At 39.5% G+C, this 21336-nt stretch carries 27 protein-coding genes; 4 read left to right on the forward strand and 23 right to left on the reverse strand.

What is annotated here, in order from left to right; genetic code table 11:
- Positions 1-3: 3 nt before the first annotated feature.
- From spoIIAB to ACQKKO_RS09370, 4 genes are all read right to left on the reverse strand, one after another.
- The gene (gene spoIIAB / locus ACQKKO_RS09355) at positions 4-444 is read right to left on the reverse strand and encodes an anti-sigma F factor (protein WP_498646504.1); all 441 of its coding nucleotides are present in this window, start codon (positions 442-444) and stop codon (positions 4-6) included.
- A gap of 1 nt (position 445) precedes the next feature.
- Positions 446-796, reverse strand: coding sequence for an anti-sigma F factor antagonist (spoIIAA, locus tag ACQKKO_RS09360; RefSeq protein ID WP_498646506.1), 351 nt, complete (start codon positions 794-796; stop codon positions 446-448).
- Positions 797-928: 132 nt separating this feature from the next.
- A complete protein-coding gene (locus ACQKKO_RS09365; protein WP_498646508.1) occupies positions 929-2104 on the reverse strand; it encodes a D-alanyl-D-alanine carboxypeptidase family protein in 1176 nt (391 codons plus the stop codon).
- Between the two features lie 90 nt (positions 2105-2194).
- The gene (locus ACQKKO_RS09370) at positions 2195-2938 is read right to left on the reverse strand and encodes a polysaccharide deacetylase family protein (RefSeq protein ID WP_498646510.1); all 744 of its coding nucleotides are present in this window, start codon (positions 2936-2938) and stop codon (positions 2195-2197) included.
- 157 nt (positions 2939-3095) lie between these two features.
- Here ACQKKO_RS09370 and ACQKKO_RS09375 point away from each other — a divergent pair, with 157 nt between their 5' ends.
- Entirely contained in the window at positions 3096-3878 is a 783-nt protein-coding gene (locus tag ACQKKO_RS09375; protein ID WP_498646512.1) for an alpha/beta hydrolase family protein, read from the forward strand.
- 216 nt (positions 3879-4094) lie between these two features.
- Here the strand turns inward: ACQKKO_RS09375 and ACQKKO_RS09380 are convergent, their stop codons facing one another.
- The 6 genes from ACQKKO_RS09380 to ACQKKO_RS09405 form a co-directional block, all read right to left on the reverse strand.
- Positions 4095-4583 (reverse strand): metal-dependent hydrolase, encoded by a 489-nt coding sequence (locus ACQKKO_RS09380; protein WP_498646514.1) that lies wholly within the window; start codon positions 4581-4583, stop codon positions 4095-4097.
- A gap of 106 nt (positions 4584-4689) precedes the next feature.
- Complete coding sequence (locus tag ACQKKO_RS09385; protein ID WP_498646516.1) at positions 4690-4890, reverse strand: DUF2188 domain-containing protein; 201 nt, start codon at positions 4888-4890, stop codon at positions 4690-4692.
- Positions 4891-4961: 71 nt separating this feature from the next.
- Positions 4962-6431 carry an MDR family MFS transporter gene (locus ACQKKO_RS09390; protein ID WP_498646517.1) on the reverse strand — a complete coding sequence of 490 codons (1470 nt, stop codon included), beginning with the start codon at positions 6429-6431 and terminating at the stop codon, positions 4962-4964.
- On the reverse strand, positions 6428-7318 hold the full coding sequence (locus tag ACQKKO_RS09395; RefSeq protein ID WP_498646519.1) for a TetR/AcrR family transcriptional regulator: 891 nt from the start codon (positions 7316-7318) through the stop codon (positions 6428-6430). Before ACQKKO_RS09395 ends, ACQKKO_RS09390 begins: the two co-directional genes overlap by 4 nt.
- 187 nt (positions 7319-7505) lie before the next feature.
- On the reverse strand, positions 7506-8288 hold the full coding sequence (locus ACQKKO_RS09400; RefSeq protein ID WP_498646521.1) for a VLRF1 family aeRF1-type release factor: 783 nt from the start codon (positions 8286-8288) through the stop codon (positions 7506-7508).
- A gap of 167 nt (positions 8289-8455) precedes the next feature.
- Entirely contained in the window at positions 8456-8866 is a 411-nt protein-coding gene (locus ACQKKO_RS09405) for an organic hydroperoxide resistance protein (protein WP_498646523.1), read from the reverse strand.
- Positions 8867-9017: 151 nt separating this feature from the next.
- Here ACQKKO_RS09405 and ACQKKO_RS09410 point away from each other — a divergent pair, with 151 nt between their 5' ends.
- Positions 9018-9440, forward strand: coding sequence for a pyridoxamine 5'-phosphate oxidase family protein (locus ACQKKO_RS09410; protein WP_498646525.1), 423 nt, complete (start codon positions 9018-9020; stop codon positions 9438-9440).
- A gap of 195 nt (positions 9441-9635) precedes the next feature.
- Here ACQKKO_RS09410 and ACQKKO_RS09415 read toward each other — a convergent pair whose 3' ends face one another.
- The 9 genes from ACQKKO_RS09415 to ACQKKO_RS09455 form a co-directional block, all read right to left on the reverse strand.
- On the reverse strand, positions 9636-10964 hold the full coding sequence (locus ACQKKO_RS09415) for a pyrimidine-nucleoside phosphorylase (protein ID WP_498646527.1): 1329 nt from the start codon (positions 10962-10964) through the stop codon (positions 9636-9638).
- A 15-nt stretch (positions 10965-10979) separates the two neighbouring features.
- Entirely contained in the window at positions 10980-11810 is an 831-nt protein-coding gene (locus tag ACQKKO_RS09420) for a purine-nucleoside phosphorylase (protein WP_498646529.1), read from the reverse strand.
- 16 nt (positions 11811-11826) lie between these two features.
- Entirely contained in the window at positions 11827-12639 is an 813-nt protein-coding gene (locus ACQKKO_RS09425; RefSeq protein WP_498646530.1) for a purine-nucleoside phosphorylase, read from the reverse strand.
- 21 nt (positions 12640-12660) lie between these two features.
- Positions 12661-13848 (reverse strand): phosphopentomutase, encoded by a 1188-nt coding sequence (gene deoB / locus ACQKKO_RS09430; protein ID WP_498646532.1) that lies wholly within the window; start codon positions 13846-13848, stop codon positions 12661-12663.
- Positions 13849-13902: 54 nt separating this feature from the next.
- Positions 13903-14793: a site-specific tyrosine recombinase XerD gene (gene xerD, locus ACQKKO_RS09435; RefSeq protein WP_498646913.1), complete on the reverse strand. Its 891-nt coding sequence runs from the start codon at positions 14791-14793 to the stop codon at positions 13903-13905.
- Between the two features lie 27 nt (positions 14794-14820).
- The gene (locus tag ACQKKO_RS09440) at positions 14821-15054 is read right to left on the reverse strand and encodes a YqzK family protein (protein ID WP_498646534.1); all 234 of its coding nucleotides are present in this window, start codon (positions 15052-15054) and stop codon (positions 14821-14823) included.
- Positions 15055-15188: 134 nt separating this feature from the next.
- On the reverse strand, positions 15189-15677 hold the full coding sequence (gene fur, locus ACQKKO_RS09445) for a ferric iron uptake transcriptional regulator (RefSeq protein WP_498646536.1): 489 nt from the start codon (positions 15675-15677) through the stop codon (positions 15189-15191).
- Between the two features lie 127 nt (positions 15678-15804).
- Positions 15805-16440, reverse strand: coding sequence for a stage II sporulation protein M (gene spoIIM, locus ACQKKO_RS09450; protein ID WP_498646538.1), 636 nt, complete (start codon positions 16438-16440; stop codon positions 15805-15807).
- Positions 16441-16493: 53 nt separating this feature from the next.
- Positions 16494-17039: an NUDIX domain-containing protein gene (locus tag ACQKKO_RS09455; RefSeq protein ID WP_498646540.1), complete on the reverse strand. Its 546-nt coding sequence runs from the start codon at positions 17037-17039 to the stop codon at positions 16494-16496.
- Between the two features lie 76 nt (positions 17040-17115).
- Between ACQKKO_RS09455 and mciZ the strand changes: the two genes are divergently transcribed.
- On the forward strand, positions 17116-17208 hold the full coding sequence (mciZ, locus tag ACQKKO_RS09460; RefSeq protein WP_498646541.1) for a Z-ring formation inhibitor MciZ: 93 nt from the start codon (positions 17116-17118) through the stop codon (positions 17206-17208).
- Positions 17209-17257: 49 nt separating this feature from the next.
- On the opposite strand, the gene ACQKKO_RS09465 is transcribed toward mciZ, so the two are convergent.
- Entirely contained in the window at positions 17258-18346 is a 1089-nt protein-coding gene (locus ACQKKO_RS09465) for a DUF3866 family protein (protein WP_498646543.1), read from the reverse strand.
- 49 nt (positions 18347-18395) lie between these two features.
- Positions 18396-18935, reverse strand: a complete 540-nt coding sequence (locus ACQKKO_RS09470) for a TlpA family protein disulfide reductase (protein WP_498646545.1) — start codon at positions 18933-18935, stop codon at positions 18396-18398.
- A 187-nt stretch (positions 18936-19122) separates the two neighbouring features.
- Here ACQKKO_RS09470 and uppP point away from each other — a divergent pair, with 187 nt between their 5' ends.
- Positions 19123-19956, forward strand: coding sequence for an undecaprenyl-diphosphatase UppP (uppP, locus tag ACQKKO_RS09475; protein WP_498646547.1), 834 nt, complete (start codon positions 19123-19125; stop codon positions 19954-19956).
- 39 nt (positions 19957-19995) lie between these two features.
- Here the strand turns inward: uppP and ACQKKO_RS09480 are convergent, their stop codons facing one another.
- Positions 19996-20550, reverse strand: coding sequence for a DUF2179 domain-containing protein (locus tag ACQKKO_RS09480; protein WP_498646549.1), 555 nt, complete (start codon positions 20548-20550; stop codon positions 19996-19998).
- Positions 20551-20643: 93 nt separating this feature from the next.
- Positions 20644-21174 (reverse strand): PTS sugar transporter subunit IIA, encoded by a 531-nt coding sequence (locus tag ACQKKO_RS09485; protein WP_498646551.1) that lies wholly within the window; start codon positions 21172-21174, stop codon positions 20644-20646.
- Positions 21175-21336 lie beyond the last annotated feature (162 nt).

Here is a 21336-nt window from a genome sequence, read left to right on the forward strand (position 1 = left end):
CCCTTAATTGTATATGGCTTTTTTAGTTGATAGTTGCTTCTTTAAATAAATCGTTGTTCCAAGTAGTGGCTCTGATATGACCTTCATCTCGTCACAGAAATTTTCCATAATCGTAAAACCCATACCAGATCGTTCAAGCTCCGGTTTTGTTGTGAACAAAGGCTGTCTGGCTTCATCAAGATCTGCGATTCCCATGCCTTCATCCCGAATAATTAATTCAAGACACTCTTCTTCGATAGAGGCTGAAATATAAACTTTTCCTTCAGGATGATTTTGATAACCATGAATGATCGAATTCGTTACAGCTTCTGAGATCACTGTTTTAATCTCTGTTACTTCTTCCATGCTTGGATCAATCTGTGCGATAAATGCTGCGACCGTGACTCGTGCAAAGGATTCATTTGAACTAATCGCAGAAAAGCTTAAATCCATCCGATTTTGCATGCTAGGCCACCCCCAATGTTTCTAAAGCAAATTGTTCGTTTGCTTCAAGACGTACAATTTTAAAGAGTCCAGACATCTCAAACAATCTACGAACGGCTGGAGAAATCGCACAAACAACCATTTCTCCTCCGTTGGCTCTAATTTGTTTAAACCGTCCTAAAATGACCCCAAGACCCGAGCTATCCATAAATGATAGGAATTCAAGGTTAAGAACGAGATGAGTGACTTCACCTGTTTCAATTTGTTCCTCAATATCAGCTCGTAATCTGGCAGCAGAGTGATGATCTAATTCTCCTTCTAAGCGTACAAGTAACACACGGTCTTTACGTTCCATATTGATCATTAAGCTCAATGTAAGACCCCTCCTTAACATGGTGAACAGGCTATCCTGTTTTTCCTAGTTTAGAACATTCGCCTTAGACAGGTTCTCCTCCTGCACCGTGACAAAACTAGTCATCATCCTTGTTAATTGGTGTCAATCCGCTTAATTCCCGCCGAAACCGCCAAGAACTCGTTTAAATAGCGTCCACCATGAAGCCTCTAATACTTCATCTTCAGCAACCAAAGGCGTTTCGCTAACAACCTTCCCACCGTTTTCGACAATAAGAGAACCGATCTCATCCCCTTTTAAAATAGGAGCCTTCATATTCTCGTTTAATTCAATCTTTTCCACCACTTCGTCAATCGACTCTGTCTTTTTTGTTAAGATGGAGATCGACTCGCCTGTTACAGCCTTTACATTCTTCTGTTGCCCTTTACTAATTTTAACTTCACCCACTGCTTCATTACGTTCGTGCAGCTTATGTGTTTTGTATTGACTAAATGCAAAGTCAAGCATGGTTGTGACGTCAGCATTGCGTTCTTTTGGAGAAGGAGACCCCATAACAACAGCAATAATACGCATACCTTCCTTTTCAGCGGTGGCTGTTAAGCCGTATTTTGCTTCTTTTGTGTAACCTGTTTTTAATCCATCGACTCCTGGATAAAAACGAACTAATTTGTTTGTGTTAACTAACCAGAACGGGTTATCCGTTTCTTGGCGCAAATAGTCTTCATAAATGCCAGTGAACTTTGTGATATCCTCATACTTTAAAAGCTCTTTTGCAATAATGGCTAGATCATGAGCTGAAGTATAATGATTATCAATCGGTAATCCATTTGAATTGGAGAAATGGGTTTTTTGAAGTCCAAGCTCTTTTGCTTTCTCATTCATCATGTCTGCAAAGCCTGCTTCAGTCCCTCCTAAATGTTCAGCCATGGCAACGGACGCATCGTTTCCAGACGCAACGGCAATGCCTTTTAACATATCTTGAACAGACATTTCTTCGCCCGGCTCTAAGAAAATTTGCGAACCGCCCATAGAAGCTGCATTCTCACTCGCTCGAATCATATCTTCATATTTAAGTTGTTTTTTATCAATGGCTTCCATAATTAATAACATGGTCATAATCTTTGTCATACTTGCAGGAGGTAGTGACTCTTCACTATTTTTCTCGTAAAGAACTTCCCCAGTATCTCTTTCCATAATGATGGCAGATGAAGCATTCTCTGCGAATTGTACCTCTGCTTTCTGAGTCTCTTTCTCCGCTGCCCAAGCATTTGGCACCATCATACCTGTGACTAACATGAAACTGACCAATCCAGCTATCACTTTTCTCATATCTCTGTCCTCCATCCAAGTCTTTAAACTATCAGCCATTTTTCCCACATCAGGTTCTACTTATACGTCCAAAAAAATATTCTACTCACGTTATTTGAGTAGATCGGTAATCGTCACAAAGGTATACCCTTGCATTTTTAGTTCTTTTATTTCCTTTTTCACAGCAGTTACAGTGCCTGTTAGGTCCGTATCCCAATTCGACCCATCATGATGAAGAATGATAGATCCTGGTTTGACGGTTTCTAAAACGGTTTCTACAATCTGATCAGGTGGAGATGCTTTCCAATCCTCTGTGTCAACTGACCATAAAATAATTGAGTACCCTAGTTCTTTGATGACTTCTACTTTTTGTTCGTTTAAAAGGCCAAAGGGAGGTCTATGTAACGTTGTTTTTACGCCAATGATCTGTTCAATTACCTGCTGTGTTTGCTCTATCTCAAATCTTGCTTGCTGATCAGATAGCTGAATGATTGGATTATGCCAATACCCATGATTTCCAATAAGATGTCCTTCCTCATGCGTGCGGAGAACCAGATCAGGATATGCTTTGGCTCTCGCTCCTAGTAAAAAGAACGTTGCTTGTACTCCCTCTTCCTTTAAAACATCTAATAAGTCACTCGTTACACGAGGATCTGGTCCATCGTCAAAGGTTAATGCAATCCTTTTAGTTTCTTTCTCTCCCGAAAAGAACACCGTATCCGGGTATTCTTTTGCTAAAATTGAATTAGGTGTTGGTTCCTTACTGTCAACAGTTGCAGCATGTACACTGTTTAAATCACTAGCTAACACAAAAAACATAAGCAATACAATGAAAAACGGGTTTCGTAGAATCAACTCTCTCTTACCTCCTGATGTGCATCGATCTCTCCGTACTATTCACCTCTTAGGATGCTCTTATACGAAAAGGATCAATGAATTGTCAGACCAAATGAGCTGTGCTATACTAAATACACAGTAAACTTATAGGATTAATCAATAGGAGGTTTTACTAATGGCCCATTCTCTTATAACGCTTCAAGTTAACAATGAAACACTTTCAGGTGCCATTCATCTTCCACGACAACCATCAACAGAGAAGATACCTGCCATTGTATTTGTTCACGGGTTTATCGGAAGTAAAGTGGGGGAACATCGATTATTTGTAAAAGCCTCACGCTATTTTGCCGAGAAAGGATATGCTTGCTTCCGGTTTGATTTTAGCGGATGTGGAGAAAGTAGCGGAGATTATCGAAATCTTACAGTAAGTAAACAAATAGAAGAATTGCTTGAAATCATTCAATACATTAAAAACCAACCTATGATTGATTCAGAAAAGATGACGATTGTTGGTCATAGTCTTGGAGGAGCAACTTCTGCTCTCGCAGCAAGCAGAGCCTCGATTCATCAGCTAGTCCTTTGGTCAGCTGTGGCTGAACCTTATCAAGATATTACTCAGATCACAGGTACATCTGCTGCAAAAGCCGCTCAAAGAAATGGCTTTTACGATTATCAAGGGTTTGAGCTAAGTCATGCCTTCTTTGAAGATCTAAAGATTCATGACCCCCTTACGGCCATCTCCTCGGTAAATAGCCATGTGCTTATCGTACATACTGAGCAAGATGAAGATGTGGCAGTACGTCATGCCAAATTGTACGCTGAGCACGCAGCCTCCCTCATGGCGCCGCCTATTTATATAAAGGATGCATCACATACCTTCGCCTCAAGCACGTGGGAAGATCAGCTTTTTGATGTGACATTCACTTGGTTAGCCAAAACAAAAATTCTCACTAATTAATAAGGAAATATAAGTAAGCTGTGACCTAGCTAAACATTCATGAGAAAAGAGCCCGGGACATAACATTAATGTGGATAGCAAAATACGAATGGCGAATGATTCAATTGTAGAATCATTCGCCATTTTTTCACTGATTTTTGTTTTGTCCCAGCCTCTTCGTGTCCTTAAGGAACGAGCCGGTGTGAGCCTTTACTGTTCTCTTATTGGCCACTTTTGTCAAAGCCATGATTGAATAAACTGATAGCTCCAGATGATTAACCATCCGAGCAATATTAGCTGCACAACTCCTTCAATCTTCCCGCCTGTACGTATGTATAATGGCAATCGAACTCTCATAGAAAAAGGAAAAAATAACTTAACTCCTCTTACTGTCGCCATATCTAATAGAATATGGCTAATCATCCCTGCAAACAGACCAACATGTACATTTGATGCATCAGGTAACACCATATCAAGCAACACATGCACAATCACTAAAAAGAGAAGACTGTGTGTGAATGTACGATGACCAAATAGTAATGAAACGAGTCTTGATAGAAGCGGTAATCTTCTTCCGATTGTGGAATGCACATGACAAATATCAGGAAGAAACGCACCAACCATACCTCCAATATAAAACAATGGGCTAAAATCACTGCCGTCCACCATTGTTTCAACAACAGCACAAGCTGCAAGCCCTCCCATTAGATGGGTTTTTCCATTCATTGATTAAACTCCGATCTTTTTAAGATAAGGGTTTAGTATAACACAGAACATTTGTTCTGTGTTATACATAAAAAAAAGATGGACATGTTGTCCACCTTTTTGATCCTTATTCAAATACTTCAGATTCAACTAATTCGTTAGAAGCATCATATACTTTAACATTGCTTGGTTGATGAGAAGAAGCGAGTTCTTTTGCTTTTTCAACGGCATCATCACGCTTGTCAAACTCGTGAATTGGAGCCACATCCTCTGCTTTTACCATCCATGTTGTTGCATCCTTATTTGCTACTACTGTAAATTCTTTCATGATTGAACTCTCCTTTAAATCGTTGTCTACTTATTACGTTCCCGTTTAAAAAGAGTCTAAAACACACTTTTTTATGATTGATCCGTTACCGGCTTTTGACCAGCGCTTGTCCCATATGTTTCTTTTTGCAATGGCTTTTTGTTGGACTTAATAAAAAAGGCAAGAATAAATCCAACAAGAGCGATACCCGCTGCAACCATAAACGCTGTGTTCACACCGGAAATCTGAGCATCAATCATTCCTACATTACCACTCTCTGTCTTATTTAAAGCAGCTGTTGTCATGACTGACACTAGTACAGCTGTACCAATTGAACCGGCAATTTGGCGCATCGTATTGTTCATCGCTGTACCATGTGGGATCAAATGTCTTGGCAACACGTTGATACCAGCGGTTGTCACTGGCATCATGACAAGAGCTACGCCCAGCATCCGGAACGAATAAACAATCGTTACATAGAGCATCGAGGTAGAGTCTGTTAGGTTCGTAAACATTGCTGTTGTAACAAAAATCATCCCAAGCCCAATAATTCCTAAATATCTGGCTCCTACTTTATCAAAAATGCGCCCTGTAATTGGCGACATAATCCCCATCACAATGGCTCCCGGTAGAAGCATTAACCCTGATTCGAGTGCAGTGAAGTTATGCATGGTTTGCATATAAATAGGAAAGATCGTTGCTGCTCCAATCATAGACATGAACACAATCATTCCAATAGCAGTTGTTAAAGTAAATACCCAGTATTTAAACACTCGAAATTCTAAGATTGGCTGAGCTAATCGTAGCTGTCTTAAAATGAACCAAGTCAGAGTAACTGCACCTACTAACGTTGGAAGGAGTACATTTGTAGATAACCATCCGTTTGCTCCTGCATTACTAAATCCAAAGAGCAGACCTCCGAATCCGAGTGAAGATAAAATAATCGAAAGTGTGTCAAGCTTTGGTGAACGAAGCGTCGTTACGTTTTTCAATACGATATATGCCGCAATAATATCTAAGACAATAATCGGAAGTAAGATCCAGAATAAAACTGTCCAGTGATAGCTTTGAACAAGCCATCCTGATAACGTTGGTCCAATTGCTGGAGCGAAAGATATAACCAGACCAACCATCCCCATAGCCGATCCTCGTTTTTCAACTGGAAAAATTAAAAGAAGAACGGTCTGCATAAGAGGCATCGCAATTCCAGCACCCGCCGCCTGAATCATTCTACCAGTAATAAGGAACGTAAAAGTTGGTGCAATGGCACAAATGAATGTTCCGATTCCAAATAAAATCATGGCTGTCAGAAACAGCTTTCGTGTCGTGAACTTTTCAATTAAAAAGGCTGTAATTGGGATCATAACACCATTAACAAGCATAAAAGCTGTGGTAACCCACTGGCCTAAGTTCGCGTCAATATCCAAATCTGCCATAAGAACGGGCAAAGCGGTTGTTAAGAGGGTTTGATTCAAAATTGCCACAAATGCCCCTACTAACAAAACCGCAATGATTGGTAGTTTATTCACATTTTTTAATACATCATTTTGTTCGGTACTCATGTACTATAACCTTCTTTGCATTGTCGATTTTTCATAAGCTGTGTGATGCGTTCGATTTCATCTCTAATTGAGACTCTAGCATCTATATAAAGACAAAGTGCCTCAATTAGTAATCGCTCATCTTTATCACTTTTCAGATGATATAAAAGTTTTTTAATTGCATCCTGAACTTCCCTCTTTTTTACAGACGACAGCGATTCAGCTTTATGTGAGATGTGGTTAACAATATCCATAAAGATCTGTTCCTCTGAACGCTGTTTGTCAAAAAGACGAAATGTTTCATACTCACTCATCAGTGAGGTTGTCAGAACCGTATGATCTTTGTTAAAGCTCGCTACAATCGCGTCAAAGTGAGAAACTAATAACTCTGCAATGTTATTCTTATCTAATACCTTGTAATCATCCATCATCAGTACAATATATTCTCGAATGGTTCCTTGAAAGACAACAACAAGATCCCAAACAAACGGCCGAATATCCTCACCGTATGCTTCAAGCAGGCTTCGTTTGTGCCAATTCATTAGAGCTGATTTGGTTCGGCTCATCAGATCTTTTACTTTCTGGTTTTGATGAACAGGCATCGCTCGTATAATTAGATTCACAAACGCTCGTTGTTCTTGATTCACTTCAAGCTCAAGAATAATCTTTTGTACAAAGCGTTCTCTATTAGAGAGTGAATCATTCACCGTAATCTCTTGGGCTTGTTGAAACATCCGAGTGAGACTTTGTTCAAAAACTTGAATTAATAGCTCCTCTTTTGAATCAAAATATTTGTAGAGAGAGGCTTTTGAGATCCCGCACTCCTCCGCAATCCGTTGCATGGACGTTGATGTATACCCTTCTTTTGAAAACAATTGTAATGCTGAACGAATAATCGTTTCTTTCATAAATGCTTGTCCTCTTTCCTTTGTAACTCATTGGTCACAAAAAAACTATCCAGTTTCTACTTTAGAGATTATATTAGACTCACGAAATATAGTCAATGAAAAAGTTTATGATTCTTTTTAATCATTCAAGAACCGAAAAAAGAACGATCCGCTTTAGGATCGTTCTGTTAAAAAACCGTTTATTTATTTAGGAAGCAAATAATTCATTGATAATCTGATTTGATTTTAATTTCGTTAGATTTTTCTTTACAACTTCGACATTCTTCATAGTCAGTTGTTTTTCAAATTCACTTGTTTGATCAGGGGATCCTACAAGATAAACGCCGGTCCAGCCGTTTTTCTTTGCTTTTTTCTGAATTTTAGCTGCTAGTTGCTTAAACCATCTTTGTTGATTTGCCTCAAACCGTTGATCAAATTGATCTTTATGAATCGCTGCGCCCGCCACATTACTTGAGTTAGACCCCTGGTACATCTTCCAATCTTCACTCTCTGCATCCCATGTGTATACATTTTCAGATTCAACTTCACCAAGAACTGTTTCAACCGCCACAACGTCCTGTTTTTGAATTAAGAGAATGCCTGTTTTCGGGTACGCTTCAAGCTTTTGTTCAAGCTGGTCTAAGACAGGTTGTTTTTCCCACCTGAAGTCATTCTCAAGTGGTACTTGCAGCTTCTTCAACTGCCAGTCTCCTGACGATGAACCGATAAAAACAAGCGACTTCGTTAAGGTCGTCTGATTATTTAAGATCTCATCTTCAGCAATCTTACGAATGGTTTGATAGGCACTTGCTTCTTCCTGAGAACTACTCTCTAAGTATTCTTCTAATTTTTTTAATCCATTTTTTAAACGAATTTTCCATTCGCCTTTCTTTTGATCCATTTGTCCTTGGTCTGTGTTTAAGTAAATGGTAAGGCAACCGGTCTCACATCTCTGGTCTCGCAATTGTTGGAGTTCTTCTGATTCAATCATGGGTAGTCCTCCTTAAATTGTTGATCTCAAATGCTCTTACACCATTTGCATTCCTTCAAACGGGATGTGTTAAACCCTTTATTCACTTAATTAAGTAAACGCACAAAAAACTTGCCGGAATACTCTAATTAGAGATCCCAGCAAGTGTATCTTTGTGTATTCAACCCTTACTTTGTTTCAACAGTTAATTGCACATCGATGTTACCACGTGTTGCTTTCGAATAAGGGCAGAACTGATGCGCCTTTTCAACTAAATCTTCGGCTTCACTTTGTGAAACGCCTCCGATTAAAGCTTTTAATTCAACTGCAATCTTGAATCCATCATCTGAAGTGTCTTTAACAAGACTAACAGCCGCTGTAATTTCAGAGTCAATTTCTTTGCTTTCTTTTGAAGCAATTAAGTTTAGAGCTCCATCAAAGCATGAAGAGTAGCCTGCCGCAAATAATTGTTCGGGATTCGTTCCGCCAGATGTTCCTGGTTTCACAAGATCCATATCGATATTCGAATCACTAGATTTAACGTGACCTTCTCTTCCACCTACTGCTGTTGCTTTTGAAGTGTATAAAACATCTGCCATCTTTTATCTCTCCCTTTTTTTCGATAAGATTTCTCACACAACTATGTATTCACCTTTCATCTCTCTTTTAAACATAAAAAAACGGTATGTTTCATTTTTTGTGTTTTCAGGAATACTAATTCTAGTTAGATCATGAGGAGGTAGAATGAAAATGAACCAAGAAGAGTTAAAAGGTAAAATTGAAAAGATTATGGACGAGCATTACACAGGAACATTGGCCACAGTTGTTCGTGACCAGCCGTTAACTCGGTATATGACGTTTTTTCATGAAGGGTTAACGCTTTATACTCCAACAAGCATTGATACACATAAAACCGATGAGATTGAAGCAAATCCAAATGTCCACGTCTTGCTCGGCTATGAGGGCGAAGGTTTTGGTGATACATTTATAGAATTTGAAGGTAAAGCAAAAATTAAAGAGGATAAAGAGACGAAGCACGAGCTTTGGAACGAGCATCTGAAGAAATATTTTGAAGGACCAGATGACCCTAAGCTAGTATTTCTGGAACTTACCCCAACAAATATTCGCTTAATGAATAAGTCAGGTGAGCCACCGTTATCGCTTGATTTATAATGGATGATAGAATGGAAATAGGGCGGGACATAACATTAATGTAGCGAGTAAAACACGAATATAGCAAATAATCCGCTACAGGAGAAACCGTCGCTTGTTCAAATAAAATCATGAAAGGCGAATGATTCTGCAATCGAATCATTCGCCTTTTTAAATTGATTTTAAGTTATGTCCCAGTCTCTTTCTTTTCTTTATTTATAAAACAAACCCAGTTCCTTGTGACGCTGTGATTTCTTCATAGATCAACGTAGGTGCTTCAATGTGTTCATGAGCGATATCGTAAGCCTTTTGAACAATTGATTCAACTTCTTCTGCCTGTTCTTGGCGGCTATGTAATGTAACGATTGGATCGCCAACCTTCACTACATCTCCAATTTTCTTATGAAGAATTAGTCCAACGTCAAGCAAGATGTCATCGTCTTTTGTTGCACGACCGGCACCTAACATCATCGCAGCTGTACCAATACGATCTGCTTCAATTGATTTAACCATTCCTTCTGATTGAGCCTTAACTTCAATCTTATACGGCGCCTCAGGGAATTTAGTCACATCATCAACAACGGATGCGTCTCCACCTTGTGCTTCAATAAATGTTTTTAACGTCTCAATCGCTTTCCCAGAAGTAATCGCTTCTTCCAGTGCTTTACGTGCTTCATCCACCGACTCAGCCTTCTTAGCCATCACTACCATATGACTTCCAAGCGTCAAACACAATTCAAGTACATCTTCTGGCCCTTCGCCTTTTAACATCGCAATTGCTTCTTTTACTTCAAGTGCATTCCCTACCGCAAGACCAAGTGGCTGATTCATATCTGAGATCACAGCCATTGTTTTCTTTCCAAGCTTTGTGCCGATTTTGACCATGGCTTGAGCTAACTGCTTTGAATCCGAGAGTTCCTTCATAAAGGCGCCTGTTCCTGTTTTCACATCAAGAACAATACCATCAGCACCAGATGCTAGCTTCTTACTCATGATTGAACTCGCAATAAGTGGAATCGAGTTAACTGTACCTGTTACGTCTCTGAGACCATAAAGCTTTTTATCTGCAGGCGTTAAGTTACCTGTTTGTCCGATAACTGCTAATTTATTTTCATTTACTTTTTGAATAAATTCGTCTGTAGTCAGTTCAATATGAAAACCAGGAATGGACTCTAGTTTATCTAAGGTTCCACCAGTATGACCCAGTCCTCTTCCCGACATTTTAGCAACAGGTACACCTACAGCTGCGACTAGAGGAGCGAGCGCAATGGTTGTTTTATCGCCTACTCCACCGGTGGAATGCTTGTCTACTTTTATTCCCTCTACAGCAGACAAATCAATCTCTTCACCTGATTTTACCATCGCCCTTGTTAGAGCAGCACGCTCTTGGTCATTCATGTCTTGGAAGAAAACAGCCATTGCCCACGCTGACATTTGATAGTCAGGAATTTGATCGTTTGTATAGCCATCAATGATAAATTGAATTTCCTTATCTGACAGGACTTCACCGTTACGCTTTTTTTCAATTAAGTCAACCATTCTCATGCTAACACGTCCCTTTTATTCAGGTTTTGCTTGCGCGACCAATTCTTTTACAAGCTTAATAAATAGTGGTTTTGTACGAGTAGCCACTTCCATCACTTCTTCATGTGTAATTCCTGCAATCTCTTCTCCAATGGCCATATCTGTTACGCAAGAGATCCCAAGGACGTCCATTCCTGCGTGGCTTGCAACTATGACTTCTGGAACCGTTGACATGCCAACAACGTCTCCACCAAGGTTACGTAGCATGATTAATTCTGCACCCGTCATGTATGTTGGGCCACTTACACCCGCATACACACCTTGTTGAACCTTAATATCTAGTGACTTGGCTGTTTCTAGAGCTAAATCAACATACTTTTTCGTATATGCTTGACTCATATCAGGGAAGCGTGGACCAAGCTCAGGAGCATTTGGTCCAATAAGCGGGTTCGCACCAGTCATATTCAAATGATCCGTGATAATCATTAGGTCTCCAGGTTGGAATGTTTTGTTCATTCCACCACACGCGTTTGTCACAAATAATAAATTCACACCTAGTTCCTTCATCACGCGTACTGGGAAGGTTACTTGCTCAAGTGGATATCCTTCGTAATAATGAAAACGTCCTTGCATCGCAATGACAGTTTTTCCTTGAAGTTGACCAATAACAAGCTGACCTGCGTGCCCTTCAACTGTAGAAACCGGAAAGTTCGGAATATCTTTGTAAGGTATTTTTGCTGCTCCTTCAATTTCATCCGCAAGTTCTCCAAGTCCTGAACCTAAAATTAAGCCAATCTCAGGTTTTTGATCGATAAAAGATTGTAAGTACGTTGCTGATTCTTTAATTTGCTCTACAATGTTAGTCATTTTACTAATCCCCTTTTTACATTTCTTTTAAAATTGATTTTACTAAGCCTAGGAAAGACGAGCGAACTCGTTCGGTTACTTCAATCACTTCTTCGTGGTTTAAAGGCTGTGACAGAATACCCGCAGCCATATTCGATAAGCATGAAATACCTAGTACCTCTAGGCCAGCATGTCTTGCAGCAATGACCTCTGGAACTGTAGACATACCTACTGCATCTCCACCTAATGCCCGTGCCGTGCGAACTTCAGCCGGTGTTTCATAGCAAGGACCTGTGTTGGCTACATACACACCTTCTTGAAGAGTTAACCCTAATGTGGAAGCTTGTTCATGAGCTAATACGCGCAGCTCTTTTGAGTAAGCATTAGACATGTCTGTGAAACGTAATCCAAGTGATTGGTCATTTGGTCCGATTAGTGGGTTTGCACTTTGATTGTTAATATGATCACGAATGATCATAAGGTCTCCAACAGAGAAGCTTTCATTTACTGCTCCAGCAGCATTTGTGACGATCAGTTGCTCCACGCCAAGCTCTTTCATCACTCTTACTGGAAATACGACTTCTTCCATTGAGTAACCTTCGTAATAATGAAAGCGACCTTGCATAGCAACGACTTGTTTTCCTTCAATGGTCCCTGCAACCAATTGTCCTGCATGCCCTTCAACCGTTGAAACCGGGAAATTCGGGATGTCTTCGTAAGGCAAGGTTGTCGCATTTTCAATTTCATCCGCTAGGACACCGAGTCCTGAGCCGAGAATTAATCCAATTTTTGGAGTTACTGAAAGCTTACTTTTAATGTAGTCTGCTGATTGATTTAATTCCTTTTTCATAAGAAACCTCTCCCAATTGTCTTACTTTTTTATTTGCTTTAAAAAGCTTGTCCCGTACTCAGGTGCCGTTACTCCAAAATTATCTGCAACTGTCGCTCCAATATCTGCAAATGTTGAACGAATTCCTAAGTCAACCGCACTAGATTGATTTGGATCAAACACTAATAACGGTACGTACTCACGCGTATGATCTGTCCCTTTATGAACAGGATCATTTCCGTGGTCGGCCGTAATAATTAAAAGATCTCCGCTACTAAGTTGGTTTATGACATCTTTTAATCTAAGATCAAACTCCTCAAGTGCCTTACCATAACCAATAGGGTCTCTGCGATGACCGAATAACGCATCAAAATCAACAAGATTTAAAAAGCTCATGCCCGTAAAGTCCTGCTCCATACTTTCAAAGAATTTATCCATCCCGTCCTCATTCGATGTCGTACGAACAGTCTGAGTAATTCCTTCACCGTCATAAATATCAGAGATTTTGCCAATGGCGATGGAATCAAAGCCACCATCCTTTAATTCATTCATCACTGTACGGCCAAATGGTTTTAAAGCATAATCGTGACGATTAGGTGTACGCTTCCAATCTCCTGCATCCCCTACAAAAGGTCTGGCAATGACACGCCCAACCATATATTCAGGTTGCAATGTAAGTGCACGTGCCTTTTCGCAGATATCATAAAGCTCTTCAATGGGTACAATGTCCTCATGGGCAGCAATTTGCAGAACGGAGTCAGCAGACGTATACACAATTAACTTGCCTGTTTTCACATGTTCTTCTGCGAGCTCATCAAGGATCTCTGTACCGGATGCCACCTTGTTCCCAAGAAATCCTCGGCCAATCTGGCTTTCTAATTCAACTAATAATGAATCAGGAAACCCTTCCGGAAACACTTGAAAAGGTTCAGTAATATTAAGCCCCATGATCTCCCAATGGCCTGTCATGGTATCCTTACCATTAGATGCTTCCTGCATTTTCCCAAAATGTGCTTTTGGTTGTTCTACAGCTTGAAGTCCCTGAATTTGCTTGATATTAGCTAAGCCTAATTTCTCAAGTGTAGGTAGCTGAATGTTCTCCATTGCCTGAGCAATATGTCCAAGTGTATCTGCACCCACATCATCAAACTTGTCAGCATCTGGTGCTTCTCCGATTCCTACTGAATCCATCACAATTAAAAAGACCCGTTTAAACGGTTGTTCGTTCATTTTTATGACCTCTTTCTTACTCAATGTCTGATGTCAGACAACATTGAGATGTTCTTATGCTCTAGGATGATACATCGAATAAACATCTTTCATTCGACTTTTTGTAACATGTGTATAGATTTGAGTCGTTGAAATATCTACATGTCCTAGCATTTCCTGAACAGCCCTCAAATCTGCACCGTTTTCTAATAAATGTGTTGCAAATGAATGGCGTAACGTATGAGGAGTTAAAGGTTTATCAATATGTGCCTTTAACGCAAGTTGTTTTAAGATCTTCCAGAATCCTTGTCTGGAAAGCTCGCCACCACGGTGATTTACAAACAACGTATCATGACGCTGACCCTTTAATAAATGCGAACGCGCTTTTTCTAAGTATGTATGTACAGCCTCTGTTGCCTTTGACCCAAGAGGAATAATGCGTTCTTTGTTTCCTTTTCCAATACAACGCAAAAAACCCATTGTTAAATGGCAATCAGACGTTGTTAACCCAATTAATTCACTAACACGAATACCTGTTGCATACATGACTTCAAGCATAGCCTGATTTCGAATCGCAATCGGTTCACCATTTCCAGGTGCCTCAAGTAACGCTTCAACTTCCTCGGGTGATAATACTTTTGGTAACCGCTTAGGTGCCTTTGGAATTTCAACATGAACGCTTGGATCATGCGAAACCCTTCCCTCGCGTAACAAAAATTGATGAAGCCCTCGAATCGAAGCAATACTTCTCGCAATGGTTGTTTCAGCTCGACCCTTTTCCATTAAAAAAAATAGATATTGTACGATTAAGGAACGATCCACCACTGAAAGATCGGAGACCGTTTCTACATTTTTAAGATAAGCAAGATAGGACTTTAAATCATTTCGATACGAAGAAATCGTATTATCTGAGTATCCTCTTTCAACCTGCAAATAATGGATAAAGTCTTCTACATCATCAAGCATTGCTGAGTCACATCCATTTTCCGGCATTTATTCTCCTAATTGATAAAACCAACCAAGTCTAGTTAAAAGAGACGGTTCATTCGAATCTGAATCCGTTTCCGTGGTTACTTTCACTGCATTTCCACTAGGAGCATCATAGCGATAGTAACTCTCATATTCTTGACTTACCCATAGAATACCATAATAAAAGAATAACGTGCATCCAATAAATAAAAGCATGACTTTAAATGTTTGTAAACCAGCTATAATCCAGTTTTTCATAGACAACATCTCCCTCTTCGAAACAAGCATCTCTTGTTTAAGGTATGCCATTTTCTAAGGGGAATATACCTTCTATATGAAAACAGATAAAAAAGACACTATGAATGGTTCATAGCGTCTTAACCCTCGCTTCATTAAGCTTGGTTTTGCATTTCTTTTGACTCTTCATCTGACTCATCCGCATATTGATCCTTACAGCGATAACAGATTCCATGAAACGTTAAACGGTGATCCTTAATTTTAAAGTTATAATCTCGTTCTACTACTTTCTCAACGTCTCCTAGTAAATCCTCTTCAATCTCATCTACTGCACCACATTCAATGCACACTAAATGATGATGAAAATGAGCCGCTCCTTCTTTACGTAGATCAAACCGGGAAACCCCATCACCAAAGTTAATTTTATCAACGATTTTTAGCTCAGCTAAAAGTTCTAATGTCCGATACACTGTGGCTAAACCAATCTCCGGAGCTTTGTCCTTTACGAGGAGGTATACATCCTCAGCACTCAAGTGATCCTCTTCATGTTCAAGCAATACCATCACTGTGGCTTCACGTTGAGGGGTCAGCTTATAGCTTTGAGAATGAAGGTGCTTTTTTATTCGCTCTAGACGATTTTCCATCAGTTACTCCTCCTAACCCGACTTCCATTTCAATACGTTTATTATAATCTTATTGAAAAACAGTGTCAATTGATAATGATTATTATCTATTAACTAATAATCATTATTATATGACAATGAGTATCATTCAACCTACAACTAGTTTCATAAGATAAGGAGAAACATATGCTTCAAGTGCAGCAGCTAATGACAAGGCTCCCCCCATACATAATAGTAGTAATGAATAACGGAGAAACTGAGGAAAAACAGGCTGGTGAACTTTTTTAGCGAATTGTTGACGAATCATCTTTAAACAAAAAGATACACTCGCCGTTCCTACCACAATAAAAGCAGGAACAAGCAATAAATTTTGAGGAAGGATCGATACAGCTGCTAACAGAAAGCCCTGAAAGCCCATTTGATTTACTAGAAATCCAACCGTAAATCCTACGACAACACCTTTTAGAAAAAGGAGAATCAGGATAACCGGAAGTCCAATTAGTGATAAACCTAAGATCCACATTAAAGCAAAGTACTTTCCATAATGAATATAGCTCTGACTAAAGATTTCTTTAGACCCTGCTATGTTTCCGTCCTGGACTTGTACAAAAAATTGGTTTAGATACATATATAAGTCGTTCTTCTGATTTAAATGTAAGCTGTTGACTATGATTGCACCAAAAACGATGCCAATAAGAAATAAAACGGTTGTAAATAAATAGATTGTACGATTTTCTTCAACGTGAGTCAGGATCACTTCCTGAATGGTCCGCTTTTTCATCATATGGCCTCCTCATTAATCTATATTAGAATATGAGGACAGGCCACTCGATATGACTACTTCGCTTGGGCTTGTTTTAATAGAAGGTACATAACTGCATAAGCTGTTTTTGCATCATGGATGGTTTGATCTTCAACGAGTGCTTGTGCTTGCTCAAGTGTTACTTCTGTTACTTCAACAAATTCATCTGCATCTGGATTCGCCTCACCTTGAAGTAATCCCTTTGCTTCATATAAATAGATGATCTCATCTGCAAATCCAGGTGATGTATAAAAGGAAGTAACCAGCTCTAATCCTTTTGCATCGTATCCTGTCTCTTCTTTTAATTCACGAGCGGCAGTTTTAATAGGTGCTTCACCTGGATCAATTTTTCCTGCAGGGATTTCTAATATGGTCTTTTCAAGTGGCTTTCGATATTGATTAACTAGCACGATTTTCCCTTCATCTGTTACTGCAATAACAGCCACTGCTCCAGGGTGCTTAACGAGCTCTCTTTTGCTTTCATTACCGTTTGGAAGAGTAACGGTGTCAACTTGTAAAGAGATCACCTTTCCTTTAAAAATGGATTCTGTTGAGATCGTCTTTTCCGTTAAATGTGTCATGAGTTAAACTCCTTTGGTCTACTAGTATGAATTCTCTCATAAGAGTGTACCATACGTAATAGACAGGAGTGAAAGCATGAACATTCACATTCATGAAAATGGGATTTTACTAGTCGGTAAAGCATGGGAAATTAAAGCCAGATTAAAACAGCAATTAAAGCCAGATTAAAACAGCAATTAAAGAAACAAGAGTATGTGTCAGATTGGATTCTGGACGTTTATCCATCTAAACAAAAGCAAACGGCTTCAGATACAGCTTCAAAAAACACAGGATCATCGTTGTACCCACGCCCCATCGTTTTAACCTTTCCAGTCGCTAACACGCGCCTTATAGATCCTTCATTTGATAAAATAGAAGAATAAATGATATGATGATCGACTCGACACACACTTGATAGCTGTGATTCAACCACTTTCTTTTGATCGGTTTGCAATGGTGGAAAGACCAGTACGCATGGACAATAAGTAAATTCAAATAATGGTGTTATGGTATGGTGACTTAGTCCATAATGCCGATCCCTACTATCAGCAAAGGAAAGTCTTGGAATCCACACTGGACAACCCCCTAGCGAGCCTACCGTATTCGCCCAGTTTGCTAGATCCATTGCTGTATGACCGTACTTTGTCCCTGTTCCTACCACTCCTGGCCCAACTGAAATAATGATTAGATCTGCTTTAAGATAACCATGAGCAAATTGAAGAGCCGAGGCTACACTGACCGCATCATACTCTCCGCCTATACATTGACCAACTGTAATGGAATGAACAGTAGATTTTTTTTGTAACCTCCGAATATGCGAGCTAATCTCAATCGTTAACGAAGCACTGTCATCAAAAATGAAACAACACGATGCAGTTGGATCTAATACATTCGCTACGTCGTAGATAATGGGAACCATGCTATGTAGCTCGGCAAGGATAATCTTTTTATTCTGTAAAGAGAGATGATTTTCAAACAAGGCTTGATGTTCTTTTATTTCTTCCACACTGTTCCCTATATGCTGCAATGGTGTATATCGAAGCTTCATAATATGTTTGTCGCTATTAGTGAACTGGTTATTACTAGCCATTACGTGCTTCACAAAGTCGTACCCACCCGTTCCTAATTTGAGTGCTGTAGCTGTTTGATTGATTACAATCTTTGTTCCGATTGAAACAGAAGGAAAAAATCGTTTGTAAAGTATCGCAGGATAGGACGTATCAGCTGTTCGTACAATTTGAATCGTTTCATCTTCAAAAACAATCGATTCTGTAATTGTCCAGCACTCCTTTTCCACTTCCCCACTCCCTTTCACATATCGCTTCATCATATGTATCCATGACAAATAAAAGAAGACCCTGTGATAAGGATCTTCTTCAGTCTCCATTAGAAGGTAAAAGCGGATCGATGATTTCTTGGATCATCTCGTAATGAACCTCACCTTCAATTCGTTTAACGATGGTTTGATCTGCATCTACGATAAATGTTGTTGGTAAACCCTGCACATTAAATGTGTCAAAGAATTCACCCTCAGAATCCAAAAACACAGGTAATGTTAATTGTTGTTCTTCCATAAATTCAAACGTATGCTCAGGAACACGCTCAAACTTTTGTGCATTCAGCGTGATGACATCCACGCCTTTTTGTTTGTAATCTGAATCTAGCTCCATTAAAGCTGGTAATTCACGAACACAAGGTTCGCACCATGTAGCCCAAACATTTAATACCGTTACACGATCCTTTGGTTCAAATACATCAGCTGTTTGCCCATCCGCATTCTTTAAATGAATAGATTCAGTCTGCATACCTTCTTGGCTACCGACTTGTTTTGAACCATTTAGTAATTGATTAACTAATAAGCCGGCTCCCATACATATCGCAATGATGATGATGAATATCGTTAGATTTCGTTTCATAGATAGAACGCTCCAAATGATTGATAGTATGTTCAGTATATCGATAGCTGTTTCGTTCGGCAAGATGGTAAGAACAAGTATAAATTCAAAAAAACCTTCACGAATGAGTAAATTTTTGCTAGAATGAAGCAGCTAGTAGAACATATACATACTAAAGAGATGAACAGCGAAAGAAAGGAATATGACTATGACAATACTTGAGGCCATTGTGCTAGGGTTGGTACAAGGACTTACTGAATTTCTTCCAATCTCAAGCTCCGCCCACCTTGTAATTACCCAGTTGCTTTTCGATATTTCTTTTCCAGGTTTTGGATTCGAAATCTTACTTCACCTAGGATCCGTTTTGGCGGTCATCATTTATTACCGAAAAGATTTAATCGAATTAATTATCGGCTTTTTTGGTTACATTAAGGATCGTTCCGAAAAAAACAAAACGAGTTTCTGGTTTTCAATTTACATACTAGTTGCTACAGTAATTACGGGTGTAGCAGGAATTCTTTTTGAAGATTACATTTCTACTGCCTTAAAAGGGCCAACTATGATTGCTATCTCACTTGCCATCACTGGAATTTTCTTAATCATCATTGAGCGTGTGGTTCGTACAGGAAACCGTACAGAAAAGGATATGACTCTCTTCGACTCCGTATTGATCGGAATCGGTCAATCCATTGCTTTAATTCCAGGGCTCTCTCGTTCAGGTACAACCCTTGTTGTTGGAATGTTTGCCGGATTAACAAAAGAAACAGCTGTTCGTTATTCCTTCATGTTATCCATTCCAGTTATTCTTGGGTCAACTGTACTTGCGTTTAAAGATTTATTAAACGGAGAATTGCTTGCTGTGGCAGGAGCATTTCCACTGATTATTGCGTTTATCGTAACGTTCATTTCATCTTTACTTGGAATTGTATGGTTTATTAACTTCTTAAAGAAAAGCAAGCTTGTGTACTTTGCGGCTTATTGCTTCATCCTAGCATTGTTTGTGTATTTCTACCTAGGAGATGTTGACCCTAGTCAGTTTTAAGTAAAAGAAAACCCCGCTCCGAAGGAGCGGGGTTTTGGGTTATGATTGTTCAGCGTTTTTCTTCTTTTTCAAATACTTCTCGCGGCGACGCTTCATTGCTTTTGTAATGTAGCCACCTTTAAAGCTTCGCGGTTCAAAGGAAACAATAAACGCAGCTGGTTCATATTCCGTAACCACACGTATAAATTCCTTCTCTCGATCTCGTCTCGCTGTACAGTCTAGCTGATAACGAGTAGATGTCATACCTTCTACAGCTGAAGAAGAAACACTGAATCCTACTTCTCTTAACCTGTCAATCAACTCTTGATTTCTTGTTGGAATATTTACCTCAAATGTTAGATATCCAATTGCCAGCTTCTCTTCAATAATTGCTCCGATATAAAGACCAACAGCGAAGCCTAAAGCATAGGCAATCATATTATAATAGTTACTTAAATCACTAAATACTATTCCTAAGGCTATTACATAAATAATACCTTCCAGTGCGCCCATAGCTGCCGCACGTTCCTTCATCCCTTTAACCATCATAATGGTTCTAATGGTTAGAATAGGAACATAAAGAAGCTGGACAATAAAAACGAGTAAAGCTGACATGCCAACACCCTTTCTTAATACATACAACTATCGTAGTGTAACAGGAAAGATGAAGAAACACTAGCATGTTTATATGGATTCTACGTGAAGATTTTAACCCTTGTATTTAATGGTTAAATGCGCACTAGATCCTGCCTCGCAAACGCCTGAAGTCTCAGACTGCACACCACTTAAATCTTCGTGATTTGTTACAACAACTGGAATAAGGGTGCTTGTTGCTTTTTCTTTTACAAGCTCGAGATCATACTCCACTAGAAGTGTACCAACTTCAACACGATCTCCTGCTTTTACATGAGCTGTGAACCCTTCCCCGTCCATATTAACGGTTTCAAGACCAATATGGATCAGAAGCTCAGCACCACCACTTGTACGTATGCCGACCGCATGACCGGTTGGAAAGACTTGAATGATCTCTCCTGCAAGAGGCGCAACCACTTGACCATCCGTCGGCTCAATAGCTGCCCCCTCACCAATCATTTTCTGAGAAAATGTCGGATCTGGCACCTCTTCCAGTGCAACCAATGTTCCATTTGCGACAGCAAAAACCGTTTCTTCTGTTGGAGCCTCTTCCGTTGTTGATTGTTGATCTTCACTTTTGTCTAACCCAAACAATTTTTTTAACATTAAGAACACTCCCCTTCAATTAACTAGTTACTAGAATAACATACTACCTTAGTTTACTATATCAATCAGTCCTTGCCTAATGATACGCGGTTATAAGATAAATGGGCAAAAGCGCCCACGCTCTTTTTATCCACCTACATAGTATAGAGTAGGCTACAATAA

This window comes from Alkalihalobacillus sp. NPDC127517, assembly GCF_050276055.1.
Taxonomy (GTDB): domain Bacteria; phylum Bacillota; class Bacilli; order Bacillales; family Bacillaceae_D; genus Alkalicoccobacillus.

Coding starts and splice junctions, on each gene's coding strand:
- spoIIAB (WP_498646504.1), bottom strand. CDS start 444: ATGCAAAATCGGATGGATTTAAGCTTTTCTGCGATTAGTTCAAATGAA.
- ACQKKO_RS09365 (WP_498646508.1), bottom strand. CDS start 2,104: ATGAGAAAAGTGATAGCTGGATTGGTCAGTTTCATGTTAGTCACAGGT.
- ACQKKO_RS09375 (WP_498646512.1), top strand. CDS start 3,096: ATGGCCCATTCTCTTATAACGCTTCAAGTTAACAATGAAACACTTTCA.
- ACQKKO_RS09380 (WP_498646514.1), bottom strand. CDS start 4,583: ATGAATGGAAAAACCCATCTAATGGGAGGGCTTGCAGCTTGTGCTGTT.
- ACQKKO_RS09385 (WP_498646516.1), bottom strand. CDS start 4,890: ATGAAAGAATTTACAGTAGTAGCAAATAAGGATGCAACAACATGGATG.
- ACQKKO_RS09390 (WP_498646517.1), bottom strand. CDS start 6,431: ATGAGTACCGAACAAAATGATGTATTAAAAAATGTGAATAAACTACCA.
- ACQKKO_RS09395 (WP_498646519.1), bottom strand. CDS start 7,318: ATGAAAGAAACGATTATTCGTTCAGCATTACAATTGTTTTCAAAAGAA.
- ACQKKO_RS09400 (WP_498646521.1), bottom strand. CDS start 8,288: ATGATTGAATCAGAAGAACTCCAACAATTGCGAGACCAGAGATGTGAG.
- ACQKKO_RS09405 (WP_498646523.1), bottom strand. CDS start 8,866: ATGGCAGATGTTTTATACACTTCAAAAGCAACAGCAGTAGGTGGAAGA.
- ACQKKO_RS09410 (WP_498646525.1), top strand. CDS start 9,018: ATGAACCAAGAAGAGTTAAAAGGTAAAATTGAAAAGATTATGGACGAG.
- ACQKKO_RS09415 (WP_498646527.1), bottom strand. CDS start 10,964: ATGAGAATGGTTGACTTAATTGAAAAAAAGCGTAACGGTGAAGTCCTG.
- ACQKKO_RS09420 (WP_498646529.1), bottom strand. CDS start 11,810: ATGACTAACATTGTAGAGCAAATTAAAGAATCAGCAACGTACTTACAA.
- ACQKKO_RS09425 (WP_498646530.1), bottom strand. CDS start 12,639: ATGAAAAAGGAATTAAATCAATCAGCAGACTACATTAAAAGTAAGCTT.
- deoB (WP_498646532.1), bottom strand. CDS start 13,848: ATGAACGAACAACCGTTTAAACGGGTCTTTTTAATTGTGATGGATTCA.
- xerD (WP_498646913.1), bottom strand. CDS start 14,793: ATGCTTGATGATGTAGAAGACTTTATCCATTATTTGCAGGTTGAAAGA.
- ACQKKO_RS09440 (WP_498646534.1), bottom strand. CDS start 15,054: ATGAAAAACTGGATTATAGCTGGTTTACAAACATTTAAAGTCATGCTT.
- fur (WP_498646536.1), bottom strand. CDS start 15,677: ATGGAAAATCGTCTAGAGCGAATAAAAAAGCACCTTCATTCTCAAAGC.
- spoIIM (WP_498646538.1), bottom strand. CDS start 16,440: ATGATGAAAAAGCGGACCATTCAGGAAGTGATCCTGACTCACGTTGAA.
- ACQKKO_RS09455 (WP_498646540.1), bottom strand. CDS start 17,039: ATGACACATTTAACGGAAAAGACGATCTCAACAGAATCCATTTTTAAA.
- mciZ (WP_498646541.1), top strand. CDS start 17,116: ATGAACATTCACATTCATGAAAATGGGATTTTACTAGTCGGTAAAGCA.
- ACQKKO_RS09465 (WP_498646543.1), bottom strand. CDS start 18,346: ATGAAGCGATATGTGAAAGGGAGTGGGGAAGTGGAAAAGGAGTGCTGG.
- ACQKKO_RS09470 (WP_498646545.1), bottom strand. CDS start 18,935: ATGAAACGAAATCTAACGATATTCATCATCATCATTGCGATATGTATG.
- uppP (WP_498646547.1), top strand. CDS start 19,123: ATGACAATACTTGAGGCCATTGTGCTAGGGTTGGTACAAGGACTTACT.
- ACQKKO_RS09480 (WP_498646549.1), bottom strand. CDS start 20,550: ATGTCAGCTTTACTCGTTTTTATTGTCCAGCTTCTTTATGTTCCTATT.
- ACQKKO_RS09485 (WP_498646551.1), bottom strand. CDS start 21,174: ATGTTAAAAAAATTGTTTGGGTTAGACAAAAGTGAAGATCAACAATCA.